Raw genomic sequence first — 24,538 nt, forward strand, 5'->3', positions numbered from 1 at the left:
CGACGGCCCCTCCGTTCGGCTCACGCCCGGCGTTGCGGGCACTGTGTCCCGCTCCTGCGGGCAGGTACGCTCATCGCGATATGAGCACCGAGAACCTCCCCCAGAGCCCCGAGCAGCCGTCCCGCAAGCCGCGTGTGGCCGTCGTGTTCGGCGGGCGCAGCTCCGAACACGGGATCTCCGTGGTCACCGCCGGAGCCGTCCTCAAGGCCATCGACCGGACCGCGTACGACGTCCTGCCGATCGGCATCACCCCCGACGGCCGCTGGGCGCTCACCGCCGACGAGCCGGAACGCATGGCGATCACCGACCGCCGTACGCCCAGCGTGGACCAGCTCGCCGAGTCGACGGAGGGCGGCGTGGTGCTCCCCGTCGACCCCGCCAGCCGCGAAGTCGTCTACAGCGAGCCGGGTTCGGTGCCCAAGGCGCTCGGCGAGGTCGACGTGGTCTTCCCGGTGCTGCACGGCCCCTACGGCGAGGACGGCACCCTCCAGGGCCTGCTGGAGCTCTCCGGCGTCCCCTACGTCGGCTCGGGCGTGCTCGCCTCGGCCGTCGGCCAGGACAAGGAGTACATGAAGCGGGTGTTCACCTCCTTCGGGCTGAAGGTCGGCCCGTACCTGGTGATCCGGCCGCGCGAGTGGGAGCGGGACGAGTCCGCCGCCCGCCGGAGGATCGTCGACTTCGCCGGCGAGCACGGCTGGCCGCTGTTCGTGAAGCCCGCCCGCGCGGGCTCGTCGATCGGCATCACCAAGGTCGACGACCCGTCCGGCCTGGACGAGGCGATCGCCGAGGCCCGGCGGCACGACCCGAAGATCCTCGTCGAGGCGGCGCTGCGCGGCCGGGAGATCGAGTGCGGCGTGCTGGAGTTCGAGGACGGCCCGCGCGCCTCGCTGCCGGCCGAGATCCCGCCGCCGGACGCCCACGCGTACTACGACTTCGAGGCCAAGTACATCGACTCCACGCCCGGCATCGTGCCCGCGCCGCTGACCGACGAGGAGACGGCCGAGGTGCGGCGGCTCGCGGTGGAGGCGTTCGACGCGGCCTCCTGCGAGGGACTGGTCCGCGCGGACTTCTTCCTCACCGAGGACGGCGAGTTCGTGATCAACGAGATCAACACCATGCCCGGCTTCACGCCCATCTCGATGTACCCGCAGATGTGGCAGGCCACCGGGGTGAGCTACCCGGAGCTGGTGGACCTGCTGGTGCGGGCGGCGCTGCGCCGGCCGACCGGACTGCGCTGAGCCGCGCACGCACGTCTCAGGAGGCGATCCCCTCGGGGATCGCCTCCTTCAGGGCCGGGGCGAGGTCGATCAGCACGCCCGTGCTGTCCCGCCCGTCGGCCACCTCGACCTCGACGTACGCCTCGCGGTTGGCGGTGGTGAAGCGCTGCACGTCCCCGTCCCGCTTCTCCATGAGCCAGTCGACGCCGTTCACCCCGCCCGGCACCGCGTCGGCGTCGTTGCCGTTGGCCACCTTCGGGTCGGTCATCTTCGGCGGCCGTTCGACACCGCACCGCAGTATGATCGCCACGCCGCCCCAGCCCGCGGTCAGTTCGGACGCGGGTTCGGGATCGGCGCGACTCTCACCGTCCACCTTCGCCGGCAGGACCTCGTCCAGGTTCCGGCACAGCGTGGTGACCTTCGCGTCCGGGCGGGGAACCGCCGCGGACGCGCCGTCGTCCGCCGAGGAGCAGCCCGCGGCGGTGATCAGCACCGCGAGCGCGGACAGGACGGTGTGCCGGTGACGGGAAGAGTTCACGGGCACAGGGTAGACGGGGGCTACAGATGGACGACCGGGCAGGTCAGGGTGCGGGTGATGCCGTCCACTTGCTGGACTTTGGCGACCACCATGCGGCCCAGGTCGTCGACGGTGTCGGCCTGGGCGCGCACGATCACGTCGTACGGTCCGGTCACGTCCTCGGCCTGGATGACTCCAGGGATCTTGCCGATCAGTTCGGCGACGGCCGACGCCTTGCCGACCTCCGTCTGGATCAGGATGTACGCCTGTACCACGGAACCTCCAGGGCGGCCACGAGGATCATGTGGGGAAAAGGAACGCCACGGTATCGCGTCGCCGCTCCTCGCGGGGAGACCTGCGGGAACCGGGCCTTGCGCGCCGGGGTACAGACACGAGAGAAGTTGACGGTCACTTCGACCGTAGCGAGGACTCGAACGCCTCGCGACCGGGCACGGACAGGGATAGAAGGGTCGAAAGGGAAATGAAGGGCACTGTTGGTGAGCTCGGCGAGTTCGGGCTCATCAGGGAGCTCACCTCCCGCCTCACCACCACCCCGGCGGTCCGGGTCGGCCCCGGCGACGACGCCGCGGTGGTCTCCGCGCCCGACCGCAGGGTCGTGGCCAGCACCGACATCCTGCTGGAGGGCCGGCACTTCCGCCGCGACTGGTCCACGGCCTACGACGTCGGACGCAAGGCCGCCGCGCAGAACCTGGCCGACATCGCCGCCATGGGCGCCGTGCCGACCGCGCTGCTGCTCGGCCTCGTCGTCCCCGCGGAACTGCCGGTGACCTGGCCCAGCGAGCTGATGGACGGCCTGCGCGACGAGTGCCAGGTGGCCGGCGCCGCGGTCGTCGGAGGCGATGTCGTACGCGGCGACACGATCATGGTGTCGATCACCGCGCTCGGCGATCTGCGCAACCAGGAGCCGGTGACCCGGGGCGGGGCACAGCCCGGCGACCTCGTCGCGGTGACCGGCTGGCTGGGCTGGTCCGCCGCCGGGCACGCGGTGCTCTCCCGCGGCTTCCGCTCGCCGCGCGCCTTCGTGGAGGCGCACCGGCGCCCCGAACCGCCGTACCACGCGGGGCCCGCGGCCGCCGGCCTCGGCGCCACCGCGATGTGCGACGTGAGCGACGGGTTGATCGCCGACCTCGGGCACATCGCCGAGGCCAGCAAGGTCCGCATCGACATCCGCTCCGGCGCGATCGACATCCCCTCGCAGATGAACGACATCGGCCAGGCCGTCGGTGTCGACCCCATGCAGTGGGTGCTGACCGGGGGAGAGGACCACGCGATCGTGGCGACCTTCCCGCCGGACGTGAAGCTGCCCGCCCGCTGGAAGGTGATCGGCGAGGTGCTCAACCCGTCGGCGCTGCCCCAGGTGACGGTCGACGGGGCCCCCTGGACCACCCAGGGCGGCTGGGACCACTTCGGGGACATCGAGTCATGAGCGCGCCGCCCCGGGTCCTCACCGTGGCCGGCTCCGACTCCGGCGGCGGCGCCGGCGTCCAGGCCGACCTGAAGACGATGCTGGCGCTCGGTGTGCACGGCATGAGCGTGCTCACCGCGGTGACCGCGCAGAACTCCCTGGGCGTGCAGGGCGCCTGGGAGCTGCCCGTGGAGGCGGTACGGGCCCAGTACCGCAGCGTCGTCGACGACATCGGCGTGCAGGCGGTCAAGACCGGCATGCTGTCCTCCGCCGAACTCGTCGAGACGGTCGCCGACTTGATCGCCGGCACGGACGTGCCGGCGGTGGTCGATCCGGTGGGGGTCTCCAAGCACGGGGACCCGCTGCTGGCGGCCTCCGCGCTGGACTCCGTACGGACCGGGCTGCTGCCGGTGGCGACGGTCGCCACCCCGAACCTGGACGAGGTGGCGCAACTCACCGGCATACGGGTCGGATCGGAACCCGACATGCGCCGGGCGGCCCGGGCGGTGCTGGCGTTCGGGCCGCGCTGGGTGGTGATCAAGGGCGGCCACCTGTCCGGCGACGCCGTGGACCTGCTCACCGACGGATCCGAGGAGCACTGGCTGCGGGCGCCGAGGCACGACAACCGCCACACCCACGGCACGGGCTGCACCCTGGCCTCGGCGATCGCGTCGGAACTGGCCAAGGGCCGGCCGGTGCCGGAGGCGGTGAGGACGGCCAAGGCCTACGTCACCGGAGCCATAGCGGCCGGCTTCGCCCTGGGCGCGGGCATAGGCCCGGTGGACCACGCCTGGAACCTGAACCCGCCGCGCTGACCGCGGGCGACCGCTCCCGCATGCCGCCGCCTGCGGGGCGGCGGCATGCGGGAGCCGGGCCGCACGACCGCCCCCGGCCCCGAGCACAGCAAAAAGCCGGCCCACCCGAGGTGGACCGGCTGTTGCGGCGAAACCGACCAGGGCCGCGCGCTCAGCGAAAGCGTCAGCGCGAGACCTTGCCGGCCTTGATGCACGAGGTGCAGGCGTTCACGCGCTTCGGCGTCCCACCGACCACGGTACGCACGCGCTGGATGTTCGGGTTCCAGCGACGGGGCGTACGGCGGTGCGAGTGCGAGATGTTGTTGCCGAAGCCCGGCCCCTTGCCGCAGACGTCGCAGTTGGCAGCCACGGGTCACTCCAAAGACTTCAGATGCACGTACGGTTGATCCCGGCAGGCCGGGATCGAGATTCCGAACTCACGGGAGCCCTGTGGAATCTGAGTGGCGTTGCCAGGGGAGAGGCCCGATCGGATCGGGCAACCGGAGCAGCATACAACGGCTGCATCCGTAGAACGAAACTACCACGGTGGCGCGGGGGTCCGCCTCCGGCCCTCTTCCGGTGGGCGGCGTTCCACGGTCTACGCTGCCTGGCACGGCCGGCAGCTCAGGGAGGCGCAGGTGGCGCAGGTGCCGCAGACGTTCTTCGACGCTCCCGCGGTGCGTTCCTGGTGCGGTCTCGCGCTCGAGGCGCTGGGACGGGCCCGTGAGGAGATCGACGCGATCAACGTCTATCCGGTGGCGGACGGGGACACCGGGACCAATCTCTACCTGACCGTCGAATCGGCGGCCGCGGCGGTGGAGGCGGTGTTCGCCGGACACGAGGCCGACGGGGGCCGGCGGCCGTCGCTGGCCGACGCGGTGCGGGCGATGGCGCACGGGGCGCTGATCGGCGCCCGCGGGAACTCCGGGACGATCCTGGCGCAGCTGTTGCGCGGCATGGCCCAGGTGCTGGCCGGGGACGAGGCCCCGGCGCACGCCGACGGGGAGGGGCTGCGGACCGCGCTGCGGCACGCGGCCGACTCCGCGCGCCGGGCGGTCGCGCACCCCGTCGAGGGCACCGTCCTCACCGTCGCCTCGGCCGCCGCGGAGGCGGCCGGCGGAGCGGGGGGCGACTGCGGGGCGGTGGCGCGGGCGGCCTACGAGGGGGCCCGCGCGGCACTCGCCGAGACCCCGGCCCGGCTGGCCGTCCTCGAGCGCGCCGGAGTGGTCGACGCGGGCGGCAGGGGACTGGTGGCGGTGCTCGCGGCACTGGTGGAGACCTTCACGGGGGAGGCGCCGCGAGCGGTGCCGGCGGTGGGGGGTCCGTGGAACGGCTCCGTACGCACCGCCGGTCCCGGGCCGCACACGCGGGCGGAGGCGCGGGGGGACCTCCCCCGGGAGTCCGCCGGTCCCGGTGAGTGCGCCGACGCCGGGGCCGTGCCGGGGGCCGGCGGTCCGGCCTTCGAGGTGATCTATCTGCTGGAGGCCGGGGACGCGGCCGTCGCCCGGCTGCGCGAGCGGCTCGACGCGCTGGGCGACTCGCTGGTGGTGGTCGGCGGGGACGGGCTGTGGAACGTCCACGTGCACGTCGACGACGCGGGCGCCGCCGTGGAGGCCGGCGTCGAGGCCGGACGGCCGTACCGCATCCGGATCACCCACTTCGCCGCGGGGGACGTCCACACGACCGGGGCCGAACCGACGGTGACGGCGCCCGGGGAACGCGCTCGGCGGGCCGTCGTGGCCGTGGTGCCCGGCGAGGGCCTGGCGGACCTGTACGCCGAGGCGGGCGCGACCACCGTGCTCGCCCGTCCCGGGGAGCCGCCCGCGAGCGGCGAACTCGTCCAGGCGGTCCGGCGCGCGCACGCGCGGGAGGTGGTGCTGCTGCCCAACGACGCCGAACTGCGCCACACCGCCGCCGCGGCGGCCGAGCAGGCCCGGGCCGAGGGGATCCGGGTGGCGCTCATCCCGACCCGCTCCGCGGTCCAGGGCATCGCGGCGCTCGCGGTGCACGAGCCGGAGCGCCGCTTCGACGAGGACGTGGTGTCGATGACGTCGGCGGCGGGCGCGACCCGCTACGCCGAGGTCACCGTCGCCGAGCGCCAGTCCTGGACCATGGCGGGGATCTGCCAGGCCGGGGACGTCCTCGGCCTGGTCGACGGCGACGTGGCCGTGATCGGGCAGGACCTCACGGCCATCGCGGAGGCCGTCCTGGACCGCATGCTCGCGGCCGGCGGCGAACTGGTCACCCTGGTCCTCGGCGACGGCGCCCCCGCATCCGTCGCCGCCCACCTGGAGACCCGCGTCCGCGAGGGGTACCTCGCCGTCGACACGCTGGTGTACCACGGCGGCAGGCAGGGAGCCCTGCTGCTCATCGGGGTGGAGTGACACCCGTTGTCAGTGGTGTGGTGTCCAATGGATGCCGTGCCCGCACTGGAAGAACCACTGAAGAAGGTGCTCGGCCCCGCCACCGCGAAGGTGATGGCCGAGCACCTCGGCCTGAACACCGTAGGCGACCTCCTGCATCACTACCCCCGCCGGTACGAGGAGCGCGGTCAGCTCACCCACCTCGCCGACCTCCCCATGGACGAGCACGTCACGGTGGTCGCCCAGGTGGCCGACGCCCGTCTGCACACCTTCGCCTCCGCCAAGGCGCCGCGCGGCAAGGGCCAGCGCCTGGAGGTGACCATCACGGACGGCAGCGGCCGGCTGCAACTGGTCTTCTTCGGCGCAGGTGTCCACAAACCGCACAAGGAACTCCTGCCGGGCACCCGCGCGATGTTCGCCGGCAAGGTCTCCGTCTTCAACCGCCGCCTCCAACTCGCGCATCCCGCGTACGAGTTGCTGCGCGGTGACACCGAGGAGACGGTCGAGACCTGGGCCGGCGCCCTCATCCCGATCTACCCCGCCACCGCCAAGCTGGAGTCCTGGAAGATCGGCAAGGCGCTCCAGACGGTGCTGCCCAGCGCCCAGGAGGCCGTCGAGCCCCTCCCCGAGTCCCTCCGCGCGGGCCGCGGGCTGGTCACCCTCCCCGAGGCGCTCCTCAAGATCCACCGCCCGCACACCAAGGCGGACGTCGAGGACGCCCGCGCCCGCCTCAAGTGGGACGAGGCCTTCGTCCTCCAGGTCGCCCTCGCCCGCCGCCGCCACGCCGACGCGCACCTCCCCGCCGTCGCCCGCCGCCCGAGGCCCGACGGCCTCCTCGCCGCCTTCGACGACCGCCTCCCCTTCACCCTCACCGAGGGCCAGCGGAAGGTGTCCGCCGAGATCTTCGCCGACCTCGCCACCGAACACCCCATGCACCGCCTGCTCCAGGGCGAGGTGGGCTCCGGCAAGACGCTGGTCGCCCTGCGCGCCATGCTCGCCGTCGTCGACGCCGGCGGACAGGCGGCGATGCTCGCGCCCACCGAGGTGCTCGCCCAGCAGCACCACCGGTCGGTCACCGAGATGATGGGGGAGCTGGCCGAGGGGGGGATGCTCGGAGGAGCGGAGACCGCCACCAAGGTGGTGCTGCTCACCGGGTCCATGGGGGCGGCGGCGCGGCGCCACGCGCTGCTCGACCTGGCCACCGGCGAGGCCGGCGTCGTCATCGGCACGCACGCGCTGATCGAGGACAAGGTGCAGTTCCACGACCTGGGCCTGGTCGTGGTCGACGAACAGCACCGCTTCGGGGTGGAGCAGCGCGACGCCCTGCGCGGCAAGGGCAAACAGCCCCCGCACCTGCTCGTCATGACCGCCACCCCCATCCCGCGCACGGTCGCGATGACGGTCTTCGGCGACCTGGAGACCTCCGTCCTCGACCAGCTCCCGGCCGGCCGCTCGCCCATCGCCAGCCATGTCGTCCCGGCCGCCGACAAGCCGCACTTCCTCTCCCGCGCCTGGGAGCGGGTGCGCGAGGAGGTCGCGAACGGGCACCAGGCGTACGTGGTCTGCCCGCGCATCGGTGACGAGGAGGACGACCCGAAGAAGGCGGGCAGGAAGAAGTCCACCGAGGACGAGGCGGAGAAGCGGCCCCCGCTCGCCGTCCTGGACGTCGCGGACCAGCTCGCGAAGGGGCCGCTGAAAGGGCTCCGGGTCGAGGTCCTGCACGGGCGCATGCAGCCCGACGACAAGGACGCCGTCATGCGCCGCTTCGCCGCCGGCGAGGCCGACGTCCTGGTCGCCACCACCGTCATCGAGGTCGGGGTCAACGTCCCCAACGCCACCGCGATGGTGATCATGGACGCCGACCGCTTCGGCGTCTCCCAGCTCCACCAGCTGCGCGGCCGGGTCGGCCGCGGCTCGGCCCCGGGCCTGTGCCTGCTGGTCACCGAGATGCCCGAGGCGAGCGCGGCCCGGCAGCGGCTGAACGCCGTCGCCGCCACCCTCGACGGCTTCGAGCTCTCCCGCATCGACCTGGAGCAGCGCCGTGAGGGCGACGTGCTGGGCCAGGCGCAGTCCGGCACCCGCTCCAGCCTGCGCATGCTCGCCGTCATCGAGGACGAGGAGATCATCGCCGAGGCGCGGGAGGAGGCGGCGGCGGTGGTGGCCGCCGACCCGGACCTGACGAACCTGCCCGCCCTGCGCACGGCGCTGGACGCCCTGCTGGACGAGGAGCGGGAGCAGTACCTGGAGAAGGGCTGACAGACTGGGACGGTCACCGACCAGCACCCACCGACAAGGACCGAGGACATGACTCGCGTGATCGCCGGCGCGGCCGGCGGACGCCGCCTGGCCGTCCCGCCGGGACAGGGCACCCGCCCGACCTCCGACCGTGCGCGCGAGGGCCTCTTCTCCACCTGGCAGTCGCTGCTCGGCGGCCCGCTGGACGGCGAGCGCGTCCTCGACCTGTACGCCGGTTCCGGCGCCGTGGGGCTGGAGGCACTGTCCCGCGGCGCCGGGCACGTCCTGCTCGTCGAGGCCGACGCCCGCGCCACCCGTACGGTCCGGGAGAACGTGAGGGCGCTCCGGCTCCCCGGCGCCGAGGTGAGGTCCGGGAAAGCGGAACAGGTCGTCCGCACCGCGCCCCCGCAGGAGCCGTACGACATCGTCTTCCTCGACCCGCCCTACGCCGTCTCGGATGACGATCTTCGCGAGATCCTGCTCACACTCCGGACGGAGGGCTGGCTCGCCGAAGAAGCCCTCGTCACCGTGGAGCGCAGCACCAGGGGCGGGGAATTCGCCTGGCCGCCCGGGTTCGAGGCGATCCGGGCCCGACGCTACGGCGAGGGAACGTTTTGGTACGGTCGCGCCGCCTCTACGTGCGAAGACGCACGATGACCGGACCGGAGAGCGAGGGATCACAAGTGCGCCGCGCCGTATGCCCGGGGTCGTTCGACCCGATCACCAACGGACACCTCGACATCATCGCCCGGGCCTCCCGGCTGTACGACGAGGTCTACGTCGCGGTGATGATCAACCAGTCCAAGAAGGGCCTGTTCGAGATCGAGGAGCGGATCGACCTGATCCGCCGGGTCACCGCCGAGTACGGCAACGTCCGGGTGGAGTCCTTCCACGGCCTGCTCGTCGACTTCTGCAAGCAGCGCGACATCCCGGCCATCGTCAAGGGCCTGCGCGCGGTCAGCGACTTCGACTACGAGCTGCAGATGGCCCAGATGAACAACGGCCTCTCGGGCGTGGAGACCCTCTTCGTCCCCACCAACCCCACCTACAGCTTCCTGTCCTCCTCGCTCGTCAAGGAGGTCGCGGCCTGGGGCGGCGACGTCGCCCACCTGGTGCCGCCGGAGGTCCTGACCGCCCTCACCGAACGCCTGCGCAAGGACTGACCTTCCGGTACGGCCGCCCGGTGTCCACCGGGCGGCCCGTGGCCGTACAGTCGTCCCGTCCGTCTCCAACACAGCTGTAGAGAGTGGCGAGCACACGGTGGACGTGCAGAAGAAGCTCGATGAGATCGTCGCCGCGGTCTCCAGTGCCCGGTCGATGCCCATGTCGGCCTCGTGCGTGGTCAACCGCGCCCAGCTGCTCTCGATGCTCGAAGAGGTGCGCGCGGCCCTGCCCGACTCCCTCGCCCAGGCCGAGGAGCTGATCGGCGGCCGGGAGCAGATGGTCGAGCAGGCCCGTCAGGAGGCCGAGCGGATCATCGAGAGCGCGCACGCGCAGCGCGGCTCCCTGGTCTCCGACACCGAGATCGCCCGCCGCTCCCAGGCCGAGGCCGACCGGATCCTCGCCGAGGCCCGCAAGGAGGCCGAGGAGATCCGCGCGGAGGCCGACGACTACGTCGACTCCAAGCTCGCCAACTTCGAGGTCGTCCTCACCAAGACGCTCGGTTCGGTCGGCCGCGGCCGCGAGAAGCTGCTCGGCACCGGCCCCGGCCTCGACGAGCAGGGCCACGAGGACGAGGACGCCCCCGAGCGCAGCCACGACCCGGAGACCCTGCGCCGCAGCGCCGACGAGTACGTCGACGTCAAGCTCGGCGCCTTCGAGGCGGTCCTCGCCAAGACCCTGGAGGCGGTGGGGCGGGGCCGTCAGAAGCTGCACGGCCGGATCGCCACCGACGACCTGGGCGCGCTGGCCGACGACACCACGACCGTCCAGCACTCCAGCGACGCCGACTACCTGGCCGACCTCGCGTCCCTCGCCGAGCAGGACGCCGCCTCGGCCGGACGGGCCGAGCAGCGGCGGACGTACGCCCAGCCGGAGCCCGTCTACCCCCCCGCCCCCGGCTACGCCCCGGCGGGAGACGCCCCCGTCCAGCAGCAGCCGGACCCCTACGCCGGCTACCAGCAGCAGTACGGAGGACAGCAGGACGCCTACTCCGCCGCCTCCGGCTACGTTCCGGCGGGAGGCGTCCCGGTCCAGCAGAACGACCCGTACGCCGCGTACCAGGGCTACGACGCGCAGGCGTACGACCCGGACCAGGGGCAGCGGTCCGGGCACGACCAGCAGGCCCAGCAGGGCTACGCCCTGGACGAGACCAGCCTGTTCGACACCAGCATGATCACTCCCGAGCAGCTGCGCGCCTACGAGCGCGAGCGGGGTCTGTAGGGGCGGATTGGGCTGAAAGCGAAAGGTCCAGTATCCTGGCTGTTCGGTCGCGCTTACGTCCGCGATCCACGCTGCCCGGGATCACCGCACGGCAGTGGTACCTCTGAGCTCGAAGACCGAAAGTGGGAATGGCCCTGAACGCCCGCCTCGACCACCGCAACCCCCTCGTGTTCGACACACACGAGCTGGGACGGCGGCCCGGTGCGCTGCAGCGCCTGACCCGCACGGTCGACGCTCCCAAGGACTTCGGGATCAAGGACGTCATCGGAGTGCCGGAAGGCGCCCCGGTGGAGCTGGAGCTCCGGCTCGAGTCGGTCATGGAAGGTGTGCTCGTCACAGGCACCGCCCGTGCCAAGGCCGAGGGGGAGTGCGTAAGGTGTCTGGAGCCGCTGGAGCAGGAGCTCGAAGCGGACTTCCAGGAGCTGTTCTCGTACCCTGACGCCGACGACCGGGGCCGCGTGATCGCGGAACCGGGCGACGACGCCGAGGACGACGAGGACCGGCTCTTCCTCGAGGACGGCCTGTTCGACCTCGAGCCCGTGCTGCGCGATGCGGTGGTGCTCGCACTGCCGATGCAGCCGGTGTGCCGGGAAGACTGCCCGGGTCTGTGTTCCGAGTGCGGAGCACGGCTCGCCGACGACCCGGACCACCACCACGACGCCGTCGACATCCGTTGGGCGGCTTTGCAGGGACTCGCCGGCACCATGAAGGACGGCGAGAAGGACGAGATGAGCGGCGCCGAACCGGGCGTCGACGAGAAGCAGGAGAAGTAGCCGTGGCTGTTCCGAAGCGGAAGATGTCGCGCAGCAACACGCGCCACCGCCGGTCGCAGTGGAAGGCTGCGGTCCCCACCCTGGTTGCGTGCGAGCGCTGCCACGAGCCCAAGCAGCAGCACATCGCGTGCCCGTCGTGCGGCACCTACAACAAGCGCCAGGTCCTCGAGGTCTGAGCGGCTGGTGAGAGGCACTGTGTCGACGCCGAAGAAGAACTCAGCGGACAACCAGGCCTCGTCCCACACGCTTCTGGAAGGGCGGCTCGGCTACAAGCTCGAGTCCGCCCTTCTGGTGCGTGCGCTGACCCACCGTTCCTACGCGTACGAGAACGGCGGCCTGCCGACGAACGAGCGGCTGGAGTTCCTCGGGGACTCCGTGCTCGGCCTCGTCGTCACGGACACGCTGTACAACACCCACCCCGACCTGCCCGAAGGCCAACTGGCCAAGCTGCGGGCCGCGGTGGTCAACTCGCGTGCGCTGGCGGAAGTGGGCCGCGGGCTCGAACTGGGCTCCTTCATCCGGCTCGGCCGCGGTGAAGAGGGCACGGGCGGCCGGGACAAGGCGTCCATCCTCGCCGACACCCTCGAAGCGGTGATCGGCGCGGTCTATCTCGACCAGGGGCTCGAGGCGGCCTCCGAACTGGTGCACCGCCTGTTCGACCCGCTGATCGAGAAGTCCTCGAACCTCGGTGCCGGCCTGGACTGGAAGACCAGCCTCCAGGAACTCACCGCGACCGAGGGACTCGGCGTGCCCGAGTACCTGGTCACGGAGACCGGCCCGGATCACGAGAAGACCTTCACTGCTGCCGCCCGCGTCGGAGGCGTCTCGTACGGCACCGGCACCGGCCGCAGCAAGAAGGAGGCGGAGCAGCAGGCCGCCGAGTCCGCGTGGCGGTCCATCCGGGCAGCGGCGGACGAGCGCGCCGAGGCGGCGGCTCAGGCCGAGGAGACCGTCCGGGTCGCCGAAGCCGATGCCTCCGGGAAGAGCGCCGACGCCCCGTCGGCCTCCGCCTGACGCACCACACGACCCGAGCGCCCGCCCCGCACCGGGGCGGGCGCTCGGTCTCGTCCACCGGTCCTTGGAGGGGAACATGCCCGAGCTGCCCGAGGTGGAGGTCGTACGGCGCGGCCTCGAGCGGTGGGTCGCCCACCGGACCGTCGCCGACGCCGAGGTGCTGCACCCGCGCGCGGTACGCCGTCACCCCGCCGGTGCCGACGACTTCGCGCACCGGCTCAAGGGGCACCGTGTCGGCGTCCCCAGCCGCCGCGGCAAGTACCTGTGGCTGCCCCTGGAGGACACCGACCAGTCGGTCCTGGCCCACCTCGGCATGAGCGGCCAGCTGCTGGTGCAGCCGCACGCGGCACCGGACGAGAAGCACCTGCGCGTCCGCGTCCGCTTCACCGACGCCCTGGACACCGAGCTCCGCTTCGTGGACCAGCGCACCTTCGGCGGTCTGTCACTGCACGACAACACCGCCGACGGACTGCCCGACGTCATCGCCCACATCGCCCGGGACCCCCTCGACCCGCTCTTCGACGAGGAGGCGTTCCACCAGGCGCTGCGCCGCAGGCGGACCACCATCAAGCGCGCCCTGCTCGACCAGTCGCTGATCAGCGGCGTCGGCAACATCTACGCCGACGAGGCGCTGTGGCGGGCCCGCATCCACTACGAGCGCCCGACGGCCGGCTTCACCCGCCCGCGCACCCAACTCCTGCTGGGTCACGTCCGGGACGTCATGAACGCCGCGCTCGCGGTGGGCGGCACCAGCTTCGACAGCCTCTACGTCAACGTCAACGGGGAGTCCGGCTACTTCGACCGGTCCCTGGACGCGTACGGCCGCGAGGGTCTGCCCTGCCGCCGCTGCGGCACCCCGGTGCGCCGGCGGGCGTGGATGAACCGGTCCAGCTACTTCTGCCCGAGGTGTCAGCGGGCGCCGCGCGTCTCGTCGTAGCGCTCACGGGCCTGGAGCACGGTGTCCATGCTGTCCTCGACGCACTGGATGAGGGAGAGCAGGCGCCGGGCGACCTCGTGGCCCAGCGGCGTCAGTTCGTAGTCCACCCGGGGCGGGTTGGTGGGCTGGGCCTCGCGGTGCACCAGCCCGTCCCGCTCCAGCGCGTGCAGCGTCTGGGAGAGCATCTTCTCGCTCACCCCGTCGACCCGGCGGCGCAGCTCGTTGAACCGGAGCGGGCCCTCGTGGAGCGCGCCGAGGGTCAGCGCGCCCCAGCGTCCGGTGACATGCTCCAGCGTGCCGCGGGACGGGCACGCCTTGGCGAACACGTTGAAGGGGAGCTCCCGCTCCTCCGGGCGCCGCGCGGTCGTCATACGTGCAAGCCTACGCCAGGGCAGCGCTGACCATCAGATTGCGCTCACCGGAGGTCAGTACCCGAAGTTCTGGGTCCACCACGGACCGCCCGACCCCATGTGGACGCCCACGCCGAGCGTCCTGAAGTCGCAGTTCAGTATGTTCGCCTTGTGGCCGGGGCTGTCCATCCAGGCCTGCATCACGGCCTCGGCGTCGGCCTGGCCCCGGGCTATGTTCTCGCCGCCCAGACTGCTTATGCCGGCCGCTTCGGCCCTGTCCCAGGGGGTGTCGCCGTCGGGGTCGGTGTGGTCGAAGAAGTCCCGCTCCGCCATGTCCCGGCTGAACGCCGTGGCCAGGTCGGTCAGCTCGCTGCTCGCGGTGACCGGGCTGCAGCCCACCCCGGCCCGCTCCAGGTTGACCAGCCGGAGCACCTCGGCACCCGCGGCGGCCTCCGCCGATCCGGTCACCGGAGTGCTCGTCCTCTGCTCCGGCTCCGGCGCCGCCTTGCGGGACGGCGTCTCCTCCGCCGTCCTCTCCGGGGCCGCCGCGGTCTCCTTCTTCTCCGGGGTCCTCTTCTCCGGGGCCTTCTTCTGCGGGGTCTTGGTCGGTGAGTCCGACGCCGGGGCCGACGCGGACGGCGCGGGCGAGGCGGAGCGCCCGGCGCCACGGCTCGCCGGAGCACCGGCGTCACGGCCCGCGTCGCCCAGGCTGCCGGAGGCACCGCCCTGCCCGCCGGGCGAGTTGGCCGCCGCGTCCCCGGCCTGCACGCTCTCACCGGGGCCGCTGTCGCCGCCGAGCCGGTAGTTCTCCAGACCGGGCACCGCACCCGTGGCCACCGCCACCGTGCCGAGGGCCACCGCGGCGGAGACGCCGAGCAGACCGGTGCGGACCGGGGCCGCGGCCTTCTTCTTCCGGCGCCGGTGCCCGCCGGTGCGGGGCCCGTCGCCGGGGGCGTGGCCGTCACCGGCGACGGCGGGCCCGATCCGGTCCCGGCCCGCCGAGAAGTCGGCGCTCGGGAAGTCTGCGCTCGGGAAGTCTGCGCCGGGGAAGCCGCCGCGGGCGAAGTCGCGGCCTCCGGCGGGGGTCCTGGCCTCGCCCGTCGCGTAGAGGTAGGCCTCGCTCCTGGCGTACGTCTCGGCGTACGCCTCCGGGTTCAGGTACGGCGCGGTGCCCATCGTGGGCGGACCGTCCCCCCGGTCGACCCCCGGATACGGGCCGTCGTGGGGGCCGTCAGGAGTGACCCCGGCGGCGCGGCCGGCGGCGGAGCGTCGGTGGCGTCCCATGTCCTGGCCTTCCTCGTCCTCGCGGTCGACTCGTGCTGGCGGCCAACCCGAAACTCGATGATCACGAAACTCACACCAACGAGTGAGTTTCATATGAGATTCATGGGTGGGGACGGTACCGCATGGCGCACAGGCACGGTGTGCCCCAAGTGGCTTTGTCCGGTTAGGTTGCAGCCATGAGTGAGGATGTGCGACTGGTCGCCTGGGTGCGGGGGCGTGTCCAAGGGGTGGGTTTCCGCTGGTTCACGCGCGCCAAGGCGCTGGAGATCGGCGGGCTGAGTGGTTTTGCTCTCAATCTGGGCGACGGGAGGGTCCAGGTGGTCGCCGAGGGAGCCCGTGAACGCTGCGAGGGACTGCTCGACTGGCTCCAGGCCGGCGACACGCCCGGACATGTGGACGGAGTCACCGAGATCTGGGACACACCGCGCGGCGGCTACGAGGGCTTCGCCATCCGCTGACCCTGCCCGCTCCGGCGGCCCCGCGCCCGCCGGACGGTCCGTCCGACGGTCCCTCGTCGAGGAAAAAGTCCTGGTGATTGCCGAGAAGGGCTTGCCGTGAGCGGCGTCGGCCGTCAAGATGATCGCCACGTCCCGAGGACCCGTGAGACTCGCGCCGCCGCCACCCGCCGGCCGTGCGCAGCCGGTTGTCCGCCCATACGGGGCGTGATCGTGTTGACCCTCAAACTTTTTGGTGAGACGCTGAAAGCCCCGCGCACCTTAGCTGTTTGGCATGGCTGAACGGCACCACAACTGCAGGCCTGCCAAGCATCGCGGGTGCGAATCCCTCACGACCCACACCGCATCGGTCGGTCACTCATTGTGGAGGACCATCCATCATGGCAAAGGCGCTTCTCGGTTACGTCGGCGGCTCCGACCCGCGACTCCTCGCCGAGATGCGACGGCTCCAGCAGCGCGTCCAGGACCTGGAATCCGAGCTCGTACGGATCCAGGCGGAGAAGGACGCGCTGGCGGCTGCCGCTTCTCACGACAGGATCATGGAGAGCGTTGACGCACACCAGGCGGAGCCTGCGCTCACCTGATCACTGCACCGCTCCACGAACAGCACAGCAGCGGTCGGGCCCGCCCCTCATCACCGCCGAGCAGTCAGAACTGCAAGGGACGCCCCGGCGTCCCTTCTTTCTTTTCCGCCCCCGCGGCCTCACCCCGGCACCCGCACGGCGCTCCGTACGCGCTGTCCCGCGCATCCTTTCACCGTCTTCAACGTCTGATGTGCCCTGTGCGTTCACCCGCGAAACCGCGCGTTCATGGAGCGAGCCCTGACCGGCGGGTAGAGTCCGACGGCGTGCACCTCAAGGCTCTGACCCTCCGCGGCTTCAAGTCGTTCGCCTCCGCGACAACGCTCCGGTTCGAGCCGGGGATCACCTGCGTGGTGGGTCCGAACGGCTCGGGCAAGTCCAATGTCGTGGACGCGCTCAGCTGGGTCATGGGCGAGCAGGGCGCCAAGTCGCTGCGCGGCGGCAAGATGGAGGACGTCATCTTCGCCGGCACCACCGGCCGCCCCCCGCTGGGCCGCGCCGAGGTGTCCCTGACCATCGACAACTCCGACGGCGCCCTCCCCATCGAGTACTCCGAGGTCACCATCACGCGGATCATGTTCCGCAACGGCGGCAGCGAGTACCAGATCAACGGCGACACCTGCCGGCTCCTCGACATCCAGGAACTGCTCTCCGACTCCGGCATCGGCCGTGAGATGCACGTCATCGTCGGCCAGGGCCGGCTCGACTCCGTACTGCACGCCGACCCCATGGGCCGCCGCGCCTTCATCGAGGAGGCCGCCGGCGTCCTCAAGCACCGCAAGCGCAAGGAGAAGGCGCTGCGGAAGCTGGACGCGATGCGGGCCAACCTCGCCCGCGTGCAGGACCTCACCGACGAGCTGCGCCGCCAGCTCAAGCCGCTCGGCCGGCAGGCCGCCGTCGCGCGGCGGGCCGCCGTCATCCAGGCCGACCTGCGCGACGCCCGGCTGCGCCTGCTCGCCGACGACCTCGTACGGCTGCGGGAGGCGCTGCGGGCCGAGATCGCCGACGAGGCCGCCCTCAAGGAGCGCAAGGAGGCGGCCGAGGCCGAACTGAGCAAGGCCCTCCGGCGCGAGGCGCTCCTGGAGGACGAGGTGCGCCGGCTCGCCCCCCGGCTGCAGAACGCCCAGCAGACCTGGTACGAGCTCTCCCAGCTCGCAGAGCGGGTGCGCGGCACCGTCTCGCTGGCCGACGCGCGGGTGAAGAGCGCGACCTCCGCACCCCCCGAGGAGCGGCGCGGCCGGGACCCCGAGGACATGGAGCGCGAGGCCGCCCGCGTCCGCGAGCAGGAGGCCGAACTGGAGGCCGCCCTGGAGGCGGCCGAACGCGCCCTGGAGGACACGGTCGCCCACCGCGCGGAGCTGGAACGCGAACTCGCCCAGGAGGAGCGGCGGCTGAGGGACGCCGCGCGGGCCATCGCCGACCGGCGTGAGGGGCTCGCCCGCCTCAAGGGGCAGGTGGGCGCGGCCCGTTCGCGCGCCGCCGCCGCCCAGGCCGAGATCGAACGTCTCGCCGCCGCCCGTGACGAGGCCCGGGAACGGGCCGTCGCCGCACAGGAGGAGTACGAGGCGCTCCGGGCCGAGGTCGACGGCCTCGACGCGGGGGACGCCGAACTCGCCGAGCGGCACGAGGAGGCCAGGCGGCGGCTCGCCGAGGCCGAGACCGCCCTCACCGCCGCCCGCGAGGCGGTCACCGCGGCGGAGCGCGAGCGCGCCGCGACCCGGGCCCGCCACGAGGCCCTCGCGCTCGGCCTGCGCCGCAAGGACGGCACCGGCGCCCTGCTGGGCGCGAGGGACGGTCTCACGGGACTGCTGGGCCCGGCCGCGGAACTGCTGACGGTGACGGCCGGTTACGAGGTGCCGCTCGCGGCCGCCTTCGGCGCGGCGGCGGACGCCCTGGCGATGACCTCACCGTCCGCCGCGGCCGACGCGATCCGTCTGCTGCGCAAGCAGGACGCGGGCCGGGCGGCCCTGCTCCTGGCGGAAACACCGCGGGAACCGGGAACGGAACCCGGCACCGACCCGGGAGGGACGGCGATCCGCGCGACCGGCCACGACGCACCCGCGGCCGCCGGACCCCCCGCCTTCCCCCTCCCCGCCGAGCGCCTCGTCGACGGGCCCGCCGACCTCATGCCGGCCGTACGACGGCTGCTGCGCCACGTCGTCGTCGTCGGCACCCTGGAGGACGCCGAGGAACTCGTCCGCACCCACCCGCACCTGACCGCCGTCACCGCCGAGGGCGACCTGCTCGGCGCCCACTTCGCGCAGGGCGGCTCGGCGGGCGCCCCCAGCCTGCTGGAGGTGCAGGCGTCCGTGGACGAGGCCGCCGCCGAGCTGGAGGAGCTGGCCGTGCGGTGCGCGGAGCTGGCCGGGGCGCAGGAGGCGGCGGCCGGGCGGCGCCGGGAGTGCGCGGACCTCGTCGAGGAACTCGGGGAGCGGCGCCGGGCCGCCGACCGGGAGAAGTCCTCGGTCGCCCAGCAGCTCGGCCGGCTCGCCGGCCAGGCGCGAGGCGCCGCCGGGGAGGCGGAGCGGGCCGTCGCCGCCGCCGCCCGGGCGCAGGAGGCCCTCGACACGGCGCTCACCGACGTCGAGGAACTCGCCGAGCGGCTCGCCGTCGCCGAGGAGAGCGCCCCCTTCGGGGAGGGAGGGGCGGAGGAGCCCGACACCTCCGTACGCGACCGGCTCGCCGCCGACGGGGCCAACGCCCGCCAGACCGAGATGGAGGCCCGCCTCCAGGTCCGTACGCACGAGGAACGGGTCAAGGGGCTGGCCGGACGGGCCGACTCGCTGGACCGCGCGGCCCGCGCGGAACGCGAGGCACGCGCGCGTGCCGACCGGCGCCGGGCCCGGCTGCGGCACGAGGCCGCCGTCGCCGGGGCCGTCGCCTCCGGCGCCCGGCAACTCCTCGCGCACGTCGAGGTCTCCCTCGCCCGCGCCGACGAGGAGCGCACCGCCGCAGAAGCCGCCAAGGCCCGCCGCGAACAGGAACTCGGCCGCGCCCGTGCCGCGGGCCGCGACCTCAAGGCGGAACTCGACAAGCTGACGGATTCAGTTCACCGGGGCGAGGTACTCGGTGCGGAGAAGCGGCTGCGGATGGAGCAGCTGGAGACCAGGGCACTGGAGGAGCTGGGTGTCGAACCGGCGGGGCTGGTGGCGGAGTACGGCCCGCACCAGCCGGTGCCGCCCTCGCCCCCCGCCGAGGGCGAACAGCTGCCGGAGGACCCGGAGCACCCGCGCAACAGGCCCCGCCCCTTCGTCCGGGCCGAGCAGGAGAAGCGCCTGAAGGCGGCCGAGCGCGCCTACCAGCAGCTCGGCAAGGTCAACCCGCTCGCCCTGGAGGAGTTCGCGGCGCTGGAGGAACGCCACCAGTTCCTCGGCGAGCAGCTGGAGGACCTGAAGAAGACCCGCGCGGACCTGCTCCAGGTCGTCAAGGAGGTCGACGAGCGCGTCGAACAGGTCTTCACCGAGGCCTACCGGGACACCGCCCGCGAGTTCGAGGGCGTCTTCTCCCGGCTGTTCCCGGGCGGCGAGGGCCGGCTGGTGCTGACCGACCCCGACAACATGCTCACCACGGGCGTGGACGTCGAGGCACGGCCGCCCGGCAAGAAGGTCAAGCGGCTCTCCCTGCTCTCGGGCGGCGAGCGGTCGCTGACCGCCGTGGCGATGCTGGTGTCGATCTTCAAGGCGCGGCCCAGCCCGTTCTACGTCATGGACGAGGTCGAGGCCGCCCTCGACGACACCAACCTCCAGCGGCTGATCCGGATCATGCAGGAGCTGCAGGAGGTCTCGCAGCTGATCGTGATCACGCATCAGAAGCGCACCATGGAAGTCGCCGACGCGCTCTACGGCGTTTCCATGCAGGGCGACGGCGTCTCCAAGGTCATCAGCCAGCGTCTGCGCTAGAGCGACACACTTGCTTCAACTCCTGAACGCTTGATCCTTTGGTGCGTCTTCAAGCTCACATCCCTACCCCTATTGACTTCAATAATTGAAGACATATTCTCTGCAATGTTGCTTTTACCTTCAGGTACCTTCAGCTGGACCTCGAAGGGCTGACCCCCCATCCGGCGATGTTGCCGGTGGCCCGAGGAGTACACGTGACCAGCACATCGCAGGCACACAAGTCAGGAGCCCGGGCGGCTCACCCCGAACATCTCGGGCACGTCATCTTCATCGCGGCGGCGGCCGCCATGGGCGGTTTCCTCTTCGGCTACGACAGCTCCGTGATCAACGGCGCCGTCGAGGCCATCCGTGACCGCTACGACATCGGCTCCGCCGCGCTCGCGCAGGTCATCGCCATCGCGCTGATCGGCTGTGCCATCGGCGCCGCGACCGCCGGCCGGATAGCCGACCGCATCGGCCGCATCCGGTGCATGCAGATCGCCGCGGTCCTGTTCACCGTCAGCGCCGTCGGCTCCGCGCTTCCCTTCGCGCTGTGGGACCTCGCCTTCTGGCGGATCGTCGGCGGCTTCGCCATCGGCATGGCCTCCGTCATCGGCCCGGCCTACATCGCCGAGGTCGCCCCGCCCGCCTACCGCGGCCGGCTCGGCTCCTTCCAGCAGGCCGCGATCGTGGTCGGCATCGCCGTGTCGCAGCTGGTCAACTGGGGCATCCTGAACGCCGCCGACGGCGACCAGCGCGGTGAGCTGATGGGCCTGGAGGCCTGGCAGGTCATGCTCGGCGTCATGGTCGTCCCGGCCGTCCTCTACGGCCTGCTCTCCTTCGCCATCCCCGAGTCCCCGCGCTACCTGATCTCCGTCGGCAAGCACGAGCGCGCCCGGCAGATCCTGGAAGAGGTCGAGGGCAAGGACGTCGACCTGACCGCCCGCGTCACCGAGATCGAGTCGGCGATGCACCGCGAGGAGAGGTCCAGCTTCAAGGACCTGCTGGGCGGCAGCTTCTTCTTCAAGCCGATCGTCTGGATCGGCATCGGCCTGTCGGTGTTCCAGCAGTTCGTCGGCATCAACGTCGCGTTCTACTACTCCTCGACGCTGTGGCAGTCGGTCGGCGTCGACCCGACGGACTCGTTCTTCTACTCCTTCACCACGTCGATCATCAACATCGTCGGCACCGTCATCGCGATGATCTTCGTCGACCGCATCGGCCGCAAGCCGCTCGCGATCATCGGCTCCGTCGGCATGGTGATCGGCCTCGCGCTGGAGGCCTGGGCCTTCTCCGCCGACCTCGTCGACGGGGCGCTGCCCGCCACCCAGGGCTGGGTCGCCCTGATCGCCGCGCACGTCTTCGTCCTCTTCTTCGCCCTGTCGTGGGGCGTGGTCGTCTGGGTCATGCTCGGCGAGATGTTCCCCAACCGGATCCGCGCCGCCGCCCTCGGTGTCGCCGCCGCCGCGCAGTGGGTCGCCAACTGGGCCATCACGGCGAGCTTCCCCTCGCTGGCCGACTGGAACCTCTCGGTCACCTACGTGATCTACACGGTCTTCGCCGCCCTCTCCATCCCGTTCGTCCTGAAGTTCGTGAAGGAGACGAAGGGCAAGACGCTGGAGGAGATGGGCTGAGCGGCCCCCGAGTCCGGGGAGAAGGGCTCACCTCCCCGCCGCCCCTCTCCTCGTCCCCGCACCGCCGCCCCCGCCCGGTCCGCCCGGGCGGGGGCGGCGGTGCGTCACCCCGGGGGCCGGGCGCCGGGCGCGCGTCTTCGCGGCCCCCGCACGTCCCGTCCGATACTGGACGCGTGGTGACCCCGCCCCTGAGGGCTTCCCGCCCGGCACGGGGCCGAGCGACGGGCCGGCCCGTCCCCTCGGGGCCGACGGCCCCGCGCGTACAACGGACGGCCTTGTGAGGGGCCACGCCATACTGGGGCTGTTATGGACATCGTCATCCTTGCTGTAGTCATCGCCGTGGTCGTGATCGGCGCGCTCGGCGGGCTCATCGTCGGCAGCCGGCGCAACAAGCCGCTGCCCCCGCCGCCGCCCGCCGCGCCCGACATCACCGCCCCTCCGGCCGAGCCGCACGTCGGCGAAGAGGCCGAGACGCCGCGGGAGGAACCGCGGCGCACCATCGAGGAGGTTGATCTTCCGGCGGGCGCCGGTCCCGTCGTCATCGAGGAACCGCCCGCCGCCGAGGCCCCCGAGATCGAGATCCCGGAGCCCACCGCCGGCCGGCTGGTCCGGCTGCGCGCCCGTCTCTCCCGTTCGCAGAACGTCCTGGGCAAGGGCCTGCTCACCCTGCTCTCCCGCGAGCACCTCGACGAGGACACCTGGGAGGAGATCGAGGACACCCTGCTCACCGCCGACGTCGGTGTGCAGCCCACCCAGGAGCTGGTCGAGCGGCTGCGCGAGCGCGTGAAGGTGCTCGGCACCCGCACCCCCGAGGAGCTGCGAGGCCTGCTCCGCGAGGAGCTGATCACCCTGGTCGGTCCCGAGATGGACCGCACCGTGCACACCGAGAACGCGGCCGGCGGTCCCGGCGTCGTGATGGTCGTCGGCGTCAACGGCACCGGCAAGACCACCACCACCGGCAAGCTCGCCCGTGTCCTGGTCGCCGACGGCAACACCGTCGTCCTGGGCGCCGCCGACACCTTCCGCGCCGCCGCCGCCGACCAGCTGCAGACCTGGGGCGAGCGGGTCGGCGCCCACACCGTGCGCGGCCCGGAGGGCGGTGACCCGGCCTCCGTCGCGTTCGACGCGGTCAAGGAGGGCAAGGAGATGGCCGCCGACGCCGTGCTCATCGACACCGCCGGCCGGCTGCACACCAAGACCGGCCTCATGGACGAGCTCGGCAAGGTCAAGCGGGTCGTGGAGAAGCAGGCGCCGCTGGACGAGGTGCTGCTCGTGCTCGACGCCACCACCGGTCAGAACGGCCTGGTGCAGGCCCGGGTCTTCGCCGAGGTCGTCGACATCACGGGCATCGTGCTCACCAAGCTGGACGGCACGGCCAAGGGCGGCATCGTGATCGCCGTGCAGCGCGAGCTGGGCGTGCCGGTCAAGCTGATCGGGCTCGGCGAGGGCGCGGACGACCTGGCGCCGTTCGAGCCGGACGCGTTCGTGGACGCCCTCATCGGGGAGTGATCCCCGGCTCCGTCAGGCGGATCCGGCAGCCGCGAGGAAGCGCCCGCCCCCGAGCAGACCGGGGGACGGGCGCTTCGCCGTGTCCGGGAGGCGTGCGGCGTCGGTGCGGGCCCGGGGCCGGTCACGCCCCCGACCGGTGCGCCACGTAGGCCAGCGTGCCCAGCAGCAGGCGGGCCTCGGGCGGGCGGGACGCCGAGTCCAGGGCGGGGGAGCGCAGCCAGCGCACCGGGCCCAGGCCGCCACGGTCGGACGGTGGCGCCGTGATGTGCGCACCGGGCCCGAGGCCGCGCAGGTCCAGGGCGGCCGGGTCGTCCCAGCCCATGCGGTAGAGCAGGTCGGGGAGCGCGGCGGCGGCACCGGGGGCGACGAGGAAGTGGGCGCGGCCGTCCGGGGTGGCGGCGACCGGGCCGACCGGCAGGCCCATGCGCTCCAGCCGCGCCAGGGCGTGACGCCCGGCGGCCTCCGCGACCTCGATCACGTCGAACGCCCGCCCGACCGGCAGCATCAGCGAGGCCCCCGGGAACTCCGACCAGACCGCCGTCACCTCGTCCAGCGGGGTTCCCGCGCGGATCACCGGCGCGAGGTCCAGCGGATGCGCGCCCGACGTCCCGCAGCCGGCCCGGCCGCAGGAGCAGACGCCCGCGGCGGTGCGGACGCCCGGCACCACGTCCCAGCCCCACAGTCCGGTGTACTCCGCCACGACGGTGCCGTCCGAGGAGCGGTTCCGGCGACGCGAGCCGGACCGGATGTCGCGGATGCCCCGGCCGATGCCGGTCGTGAAGCCCATGCCCCCTCCAACAGGTCCGGCGCACCACTGGTTACGAAGCGAACGCGGCGTGTGACTCTCTGTTTCCGACTTCCCGGTGGCGCTTCGCCCAACCGGCGCTTCGGGGCGCCCTGGGTGGCGCGTCCGGCGATGCGCGCCCCGCGGTGCACCGCCGCATCCCTTGTGAGCGTCCTGTGTCAAGTGAATCGCGAGATGGCCACGGTGAGTTCATTCGAAGGGGTGGCGAATGGTGGCGATTGCGGTTCCGCCGGGGTGGGACGGGTGATCGTAGGGTTACTGTGTGTGCACGACTTCTTGTGGCGCATGCACTCGTGGGTATGCCGGAGGCAACTCGGCTTTCCGTTCGAAGGGTGACAACCGTCGGACGGGCGGCCCCGGCGACCGGCATTCTGATAGGGCTTG

General features: G+C 72.4%; 23 protein-coding genes. 17 read left to right on the forward strand and 6 right to left on the reverse strand.

From position 1 onward, the window contains the following. Positions 1-80: 80 nt before the first annotated feature. Positions 81-1,238 carry a D-alanine--D-alanine ligase family protein gene (locus ABTY20_RS07340; RefSeq protein ID WP_351995995.1) on the forward strand — a complete coding sequence of 386 codons (1,158 nt, stop codon included), beginning with the start codon at positions 81-83 and terminating at the stop codon, positions 1,236-1,238. 16 nt (positions 1,239-1,254) lie between these two features. Here ABTY20_RS07340 and ABTY20_RS07345 read toward each other — a convergent pair whose 3' ends face one another. Together ABTY20_RS07345 and ABTY20_RS07350 are read right to left on the reverse strand one after the other, a co-directional pair. After that, positions 1,255-1,755 carry a DUF3515 domain-containing protein gene (locus ABTY20_RS07345; protein WP_351995996.1) on the reverse strand — a complete coding sequence of 167 codons (501 nt, stop codon included), beginning with the start codon at positions 1,753-1,755 and terminating at the stop codon, positions 1,255-1,257. A 20-nt stretch (positions 1,756-1,775) separates the two neighbouring features. Next, the gene (locus ABTY20_RS07350; protein WP_351995997.1) at positions 1,776-2,009 is read right to left on the reverse strand and encodes an Lrp/AsnC family transcriptional regulator; all 234 of its coding nucleotides are present in this window, start codon (positions 2,007-2,009) and stop codon (positions 1,776-1,778) included. A 206-nt stretch (positions 2,010-2,215) separates the two neighbouring features. On the opposite strand from ABTY20_RS07350, the gene ABTY20_RS07355 reads away from it, so the two are divergent. Continuing rightward, positions 2,216-3,181, forward strand: a complete 966-nt coding sequence (locus ABTY20_RS07355; protein WP_030866190.1) for a thiamine-phosphate kinase — start codon at positions 2,216-2,218, stop codon at positions 3,179-3,181. Further along, positions 3,178-3,975 carry a bifunctional hydroxymethylpyrimidine kinase/phosphomethylpyrimidine kinase gene (thiD, locus tag ABTY20_RS07360; RefSeq protein WP_351995998.1) on the forward strand — a complete coding sequence of 266 codons (798 nt, stop codon included), beginning with the start codon at positions 3,178-3,180 and terminating at the stop codon, positions 3,973-3,975. The genes ABTY20_RS07355 and thiD overlap by 4 nt, the downstream gene beginning before the upstream one ends. A gap of 163 nt (positions 3,976-4,138) precedes the next feature. Here the strand turns inward: thiD and rpmB are convergent, their stop codons facing one another. Continuing rightward, positions 4,139-4,324 (reverse strand): 50S ribosomal protein L28, encoded by a 186-nt coding sequence (rpmB, locus tag ABTY20_RS07365; protein ID WP_004924906.1) that lies wholly within the window; start codon positions 4,322-4,324, stop codon positions 4,139-4,141. Positions 4,325-4,592: 268 nt separating this feature from the next. On the opposite strand from rpmB, the gene ABTY20_RS07370 reads away from it, so the two are divergent. From ABTY20_RS07370 to mutM, 9 genes are all read left to right on the forward strand, one after another. After that, entirely contained in the window at positions 4,593-6,338 is a 1,746-nt protein-coding gene (locus tag ABTY20_RS07370; RefSeq protein WP_351995999.1) for a DAK2 domain-containing protein, read from the forward strand. A gap of 27 nt (positions 6,339-6,365) precedes the next feature. Continuing rightward, entirely contained in the window at positions 6,366-8,573 is a 2,208-nt protein-coding gene (gene recG / locus ABTY20_RS07375) for an ATP-dependent DNA helicase RecG (RefSeq protein WP_351996000.1), read from the forward strand. Between the two features lie 48 nt (positions 8,574-8,621). Beyond that, positions 8,622-9,209, forward strand: a complete 588-nt coding sequence (gene rsmD / locus ABTY20_RS07380) for a 16S rRNA (guanine(966)-N(2))-methyltransferase RsmD (RefSeq protein ID WP_351996001.1) — start codon at positions 8,622-8,624, stop codon at positions 9,207-9,209. A 26-nt stretch (positions 9,210-9,235) separates the two neighbouring features. Next, positions 9,236-9,715: a pantetheine-phosphate adenylyltransferase gene (coaD, locus tag ABTY20_RS07385; RefSeq protein ID WP_351996002.1), complete on the forward strand. Its 480-nt coding sequence runs from the start codon at positions 9,236-9,238 to the stop codon at positions 9,713-9,715. A 97-nt stretch (positions 9,716-9,812) separates the two neighbouring features. Then, positions 9,813-10,934, forward strand: coding sequence for a F0F1 ATP synthase subunit B (locus tag ABTY20_RS07390; RefSeq protein WP_351996003.1), 1,122 nt, complete (start codon positions 9,813-9,815; stop codon positions 10,932-10,934). A gap of 128 nt (positions 10,935-11,062) precedes the next feature. After that, complete coding sequence (locus ABTY20_RS07395) at positions 11,063-11,707, forward strand: YceD family protein (protein WP_351996004.1); 645 nt, start codon at positions 11,063-11,065, stop codon at positions 11,705-11,707. A 2-nt stretch (positions 11,708-11,709) separates the two neighbouring features. Beyond that, complete coding sequence (gene rpmF / locus ABTY20_RS07400; RefSeq protein WP_003951102.1) at positions 11,710-11,883, forward strand: 50S ribosomal protein L32; 174 nt, start codon at positions 11,710-11,712, stop codon at positions 11,881-11,883. Positions 11,884-11,902: 19 nt separating this feature from the next. Beyond that, entirely contained in the window at positions 11,903-12,721 is an 819-nt protein-coding gene (gene rnc / locus ABTY20_RS07405) for a ribonuclease III (protein WP_351996079.1), read from the forward strand. A 76-nt stretch (positions 12,722-12,797) separates the two neighbouring features. Beyond that, a complete protein-coding gene (gene mutM / locus ABTY20_RS07410; protein WP_351996005.1) occupies positions 12,798-13,658 on the forward strand; it encodes a bifunctional DNA-formamidopyrimidine glycosylase/DNA-(apurinic or apyrimidinic site) lyase in 861 nt (286 codons plus the stop codon). Here mutM and ABTY20_RS07415 read toward each other — a convergent pair. Together ABTY20_RS07415 and ABTY20_RS07420 are read right to left on the reverse strand one after the other, a co-directional pair. Further along, positions 13,631-14,029, reverse strand: a complete 399-nt coding sequence (locus tag ABTY20_RS07415; protein ID WP_351996006.1) for a winged helix-turn-helix transcriptional regulator — start codon at positions 14,027-14,029, stop codon at positions 13,631-13,633. The genes mutM and ABTY20_RS07415 overlap by 28 nt on opposite strands. Positions 14,030-14,083: 54 nt before the next feature. Continuing rightward, entirely contained in the window at positions 14,084-15,292 is a 1,209-nt protein-coding gene (locus tag ABTY20_RS07420) for a CAP domain-containing protein (protein ID WP_351996007.1), read from the reverse strand. Between the two features lie 176 nt (positions 15,293-15,468). Between ABTY20_RS07420 and ABTY20_RS07425 the strand changes: the two genes are divergently transcribed. From ABTY20_RS07425 to ftsY, 5 genes are all read left to right on the forward strand, one after another. After that, positions 15,469-15,750 carry an acylphosphatase gene (locus tag ABTY20_RS07425; protein WP_351996008.1) on the forward strand — a complete coding sequence of 94 codons (282 nt, stop codon included), beginning with the start codon at positions 15,469-15,471 and terminating at the stop codon, positions 15,748-15,750. 377 nt (positions 15,751-16,127) lie between these two features. After that, the gene (locus ABTY20_RS07430; protein WP_030824772.1) at positions 16,128-16,331 is read left to right on the forward strand and encodes a hypothetical protein; all 204 of its coding nucleotides are present in this window, start codon (positions 16,128-16,130) and stop codon (positions 16,329-16,331) included. A 263-nt stretch (positions 16,332-16,594) separates the two neighbouring features. Continuing rightward, positions 16,595-20,227 (forward strand): chromosome segregation protein SMC, encoded by a 3,633-nt coding sequence (smc, locus tag ABTY20_RS07435; RefSeq protein ID WP_351996009.1) that lies wholly within the window; start codon positions 16,595-16,597, stop codon positions 20,225-20,227. Positions 20,228-20,421: 194 nt separating this feature from the next. After that, positions 20,422-21,840 carry a sugar porter family MFS transporter gene (locus ABTY20_RS07440; protein ID WP_351996010.1) on the forward strand — a complete coding sequence of 473 codons (1,419 nt, stop codon included), beginning with the start codon at positions 20,422-20,424 and terminating at the stop codon, positions 21,838-21,840. Between the two features lie 306 nt (positions 21,841-22,146). Beyond that, a complete protein-coding gene (gene ftsY, locus ABTY20_RS07445; protein WP_351996011.1) occupies positions 22,147-23,349 on the forward strand; it encodes a signal recognition particle-docking protein FtsY in 1,203 nt (400 codons plus the stop codon). A gap of 121 nt (positions 23,350-23,470) precedes the next feature. Here the strand turns inward: ftsY and ABTY20_RS07450 are convergent, their stop codons facing one another. After that, positions 23,471-24,136 carry a bifunctional DNA primase/polymerase gene (locus tag ABTY20_RS07450; protein ID WP_351996012.1) on the reverse strand — a complete coding sequence of 222 codons (666 nt, stop codon included), beginning with the start codon at positions 24,134-24,136 and terminating at the stop codon, positions 23,471-23,473. Between the last annotated feature and the right edge of the window lie 402 nt (positions 24,137-24,538).

This window comes from Streptomyces sp. NPDC126497, from assembly GCF_040302425.1.
In the GTDB taxonomy this organism is placed as follows: Bacteria; Actinomycetota; Actinomycetes; order Streptomycetales; family Streptomycetaceae; genus Streptomyces.

Excerpts from the sequence above, each read along its gene's own strand:
- ABTY20_RS07340 (WP_351995995.1), top strand. The coding sequence starts at position 81 with ATGAGCACCGAGAACCTCCCCCAGAGCCCCGAGCAGCCGTCCCGCAAG.
- ABTY20_RS07355 (WP_030866190.1), top strand. The coding sequence starts at position 2,216 with ATGAAGGGCACTGTTGGTGAGCTCGGCGAGTTCGGGCTCATCAGGGAG.
- thiD (WP_351995998.1), top strand. The coding sequence starts at position 3,178 with ATGAGCGCGCCGCCCCGGGTCCTCACCGTGGCCGGCTCCGACTCCGGC.
- recG (WP_351996000.1), top strand. The coding sequence starts at position 6,366 with ATGGATGCCGTGCCCGCACTGGAAGAACCACTGAAGAAGGTGCTCGGC.
- rsmD (WP_351996001.1), top strand. The coding sequence starts at position 8,622 with ATGACTCGCGTGATCGCCGGCGCGGCCGGCGGACGCCGCCTGGCCGTC.
- ABTY20_RS07395 (WP_351996004.1), top strand. The coding sequence starts at position 11,063 with ATGGCCCTGAACGCCCGCCTCGACCACCGCAACCCCCTCGTGTTCGAC.
- mutM (WP_351996005.1), top strand. The coding sequence starts at position 12,798 with ATGCCCGAGCTGCCCGAGGTGGAGGTCGTACGGCGCGGCCTCGAGCGG.
- ABTY20_RS07415 (WP_351996006.1), bottom strand. The coding sequence starts at position 14,029 with ATGACGACCGCGCGGCGCCCGGAGGAGCGGGAGCTCCCCTTCAACGTG.
- ABTY20_RS07420 (WP_351996007.1), bottom strand. The coding sequence starts at position 15,292 with ATGGGACGCCACCGACGCTCCGCCGCCGGCCGCGCCGCCGGGGTCACT.
- ABTY20_RS07425 (WP_351996008.1), top strand. The coding sequence starts at position 15,469 with ATGAGTGAGGATGTGCGACTGGTCGCCTGGGTGCGGGGGCGTGTCCAA.
- ABTY20_RS07430 (WP_030824772.1), top strand. The coding sequence starts at position 16,128 with ATGGCAAAGGCGCTTCTCGGTTACGTCGGCGGCTCCGACCCGCGACTC.
- ftsY (WP_351996011.1), top strand. The coding sequence starts at position 22,147 with ATGGACATCGTCATCCTTGCTGTAGTCATCGCCGTGGTCGTGATCGGC.
- ABTY20_RS07450 (WP_351996012.1), bottom strand. The coding sequence starts at position 24,136 with ATGGGCTTCACGACCGGCATCGGCCGGGGCATCCGCGACATCCGGTCC.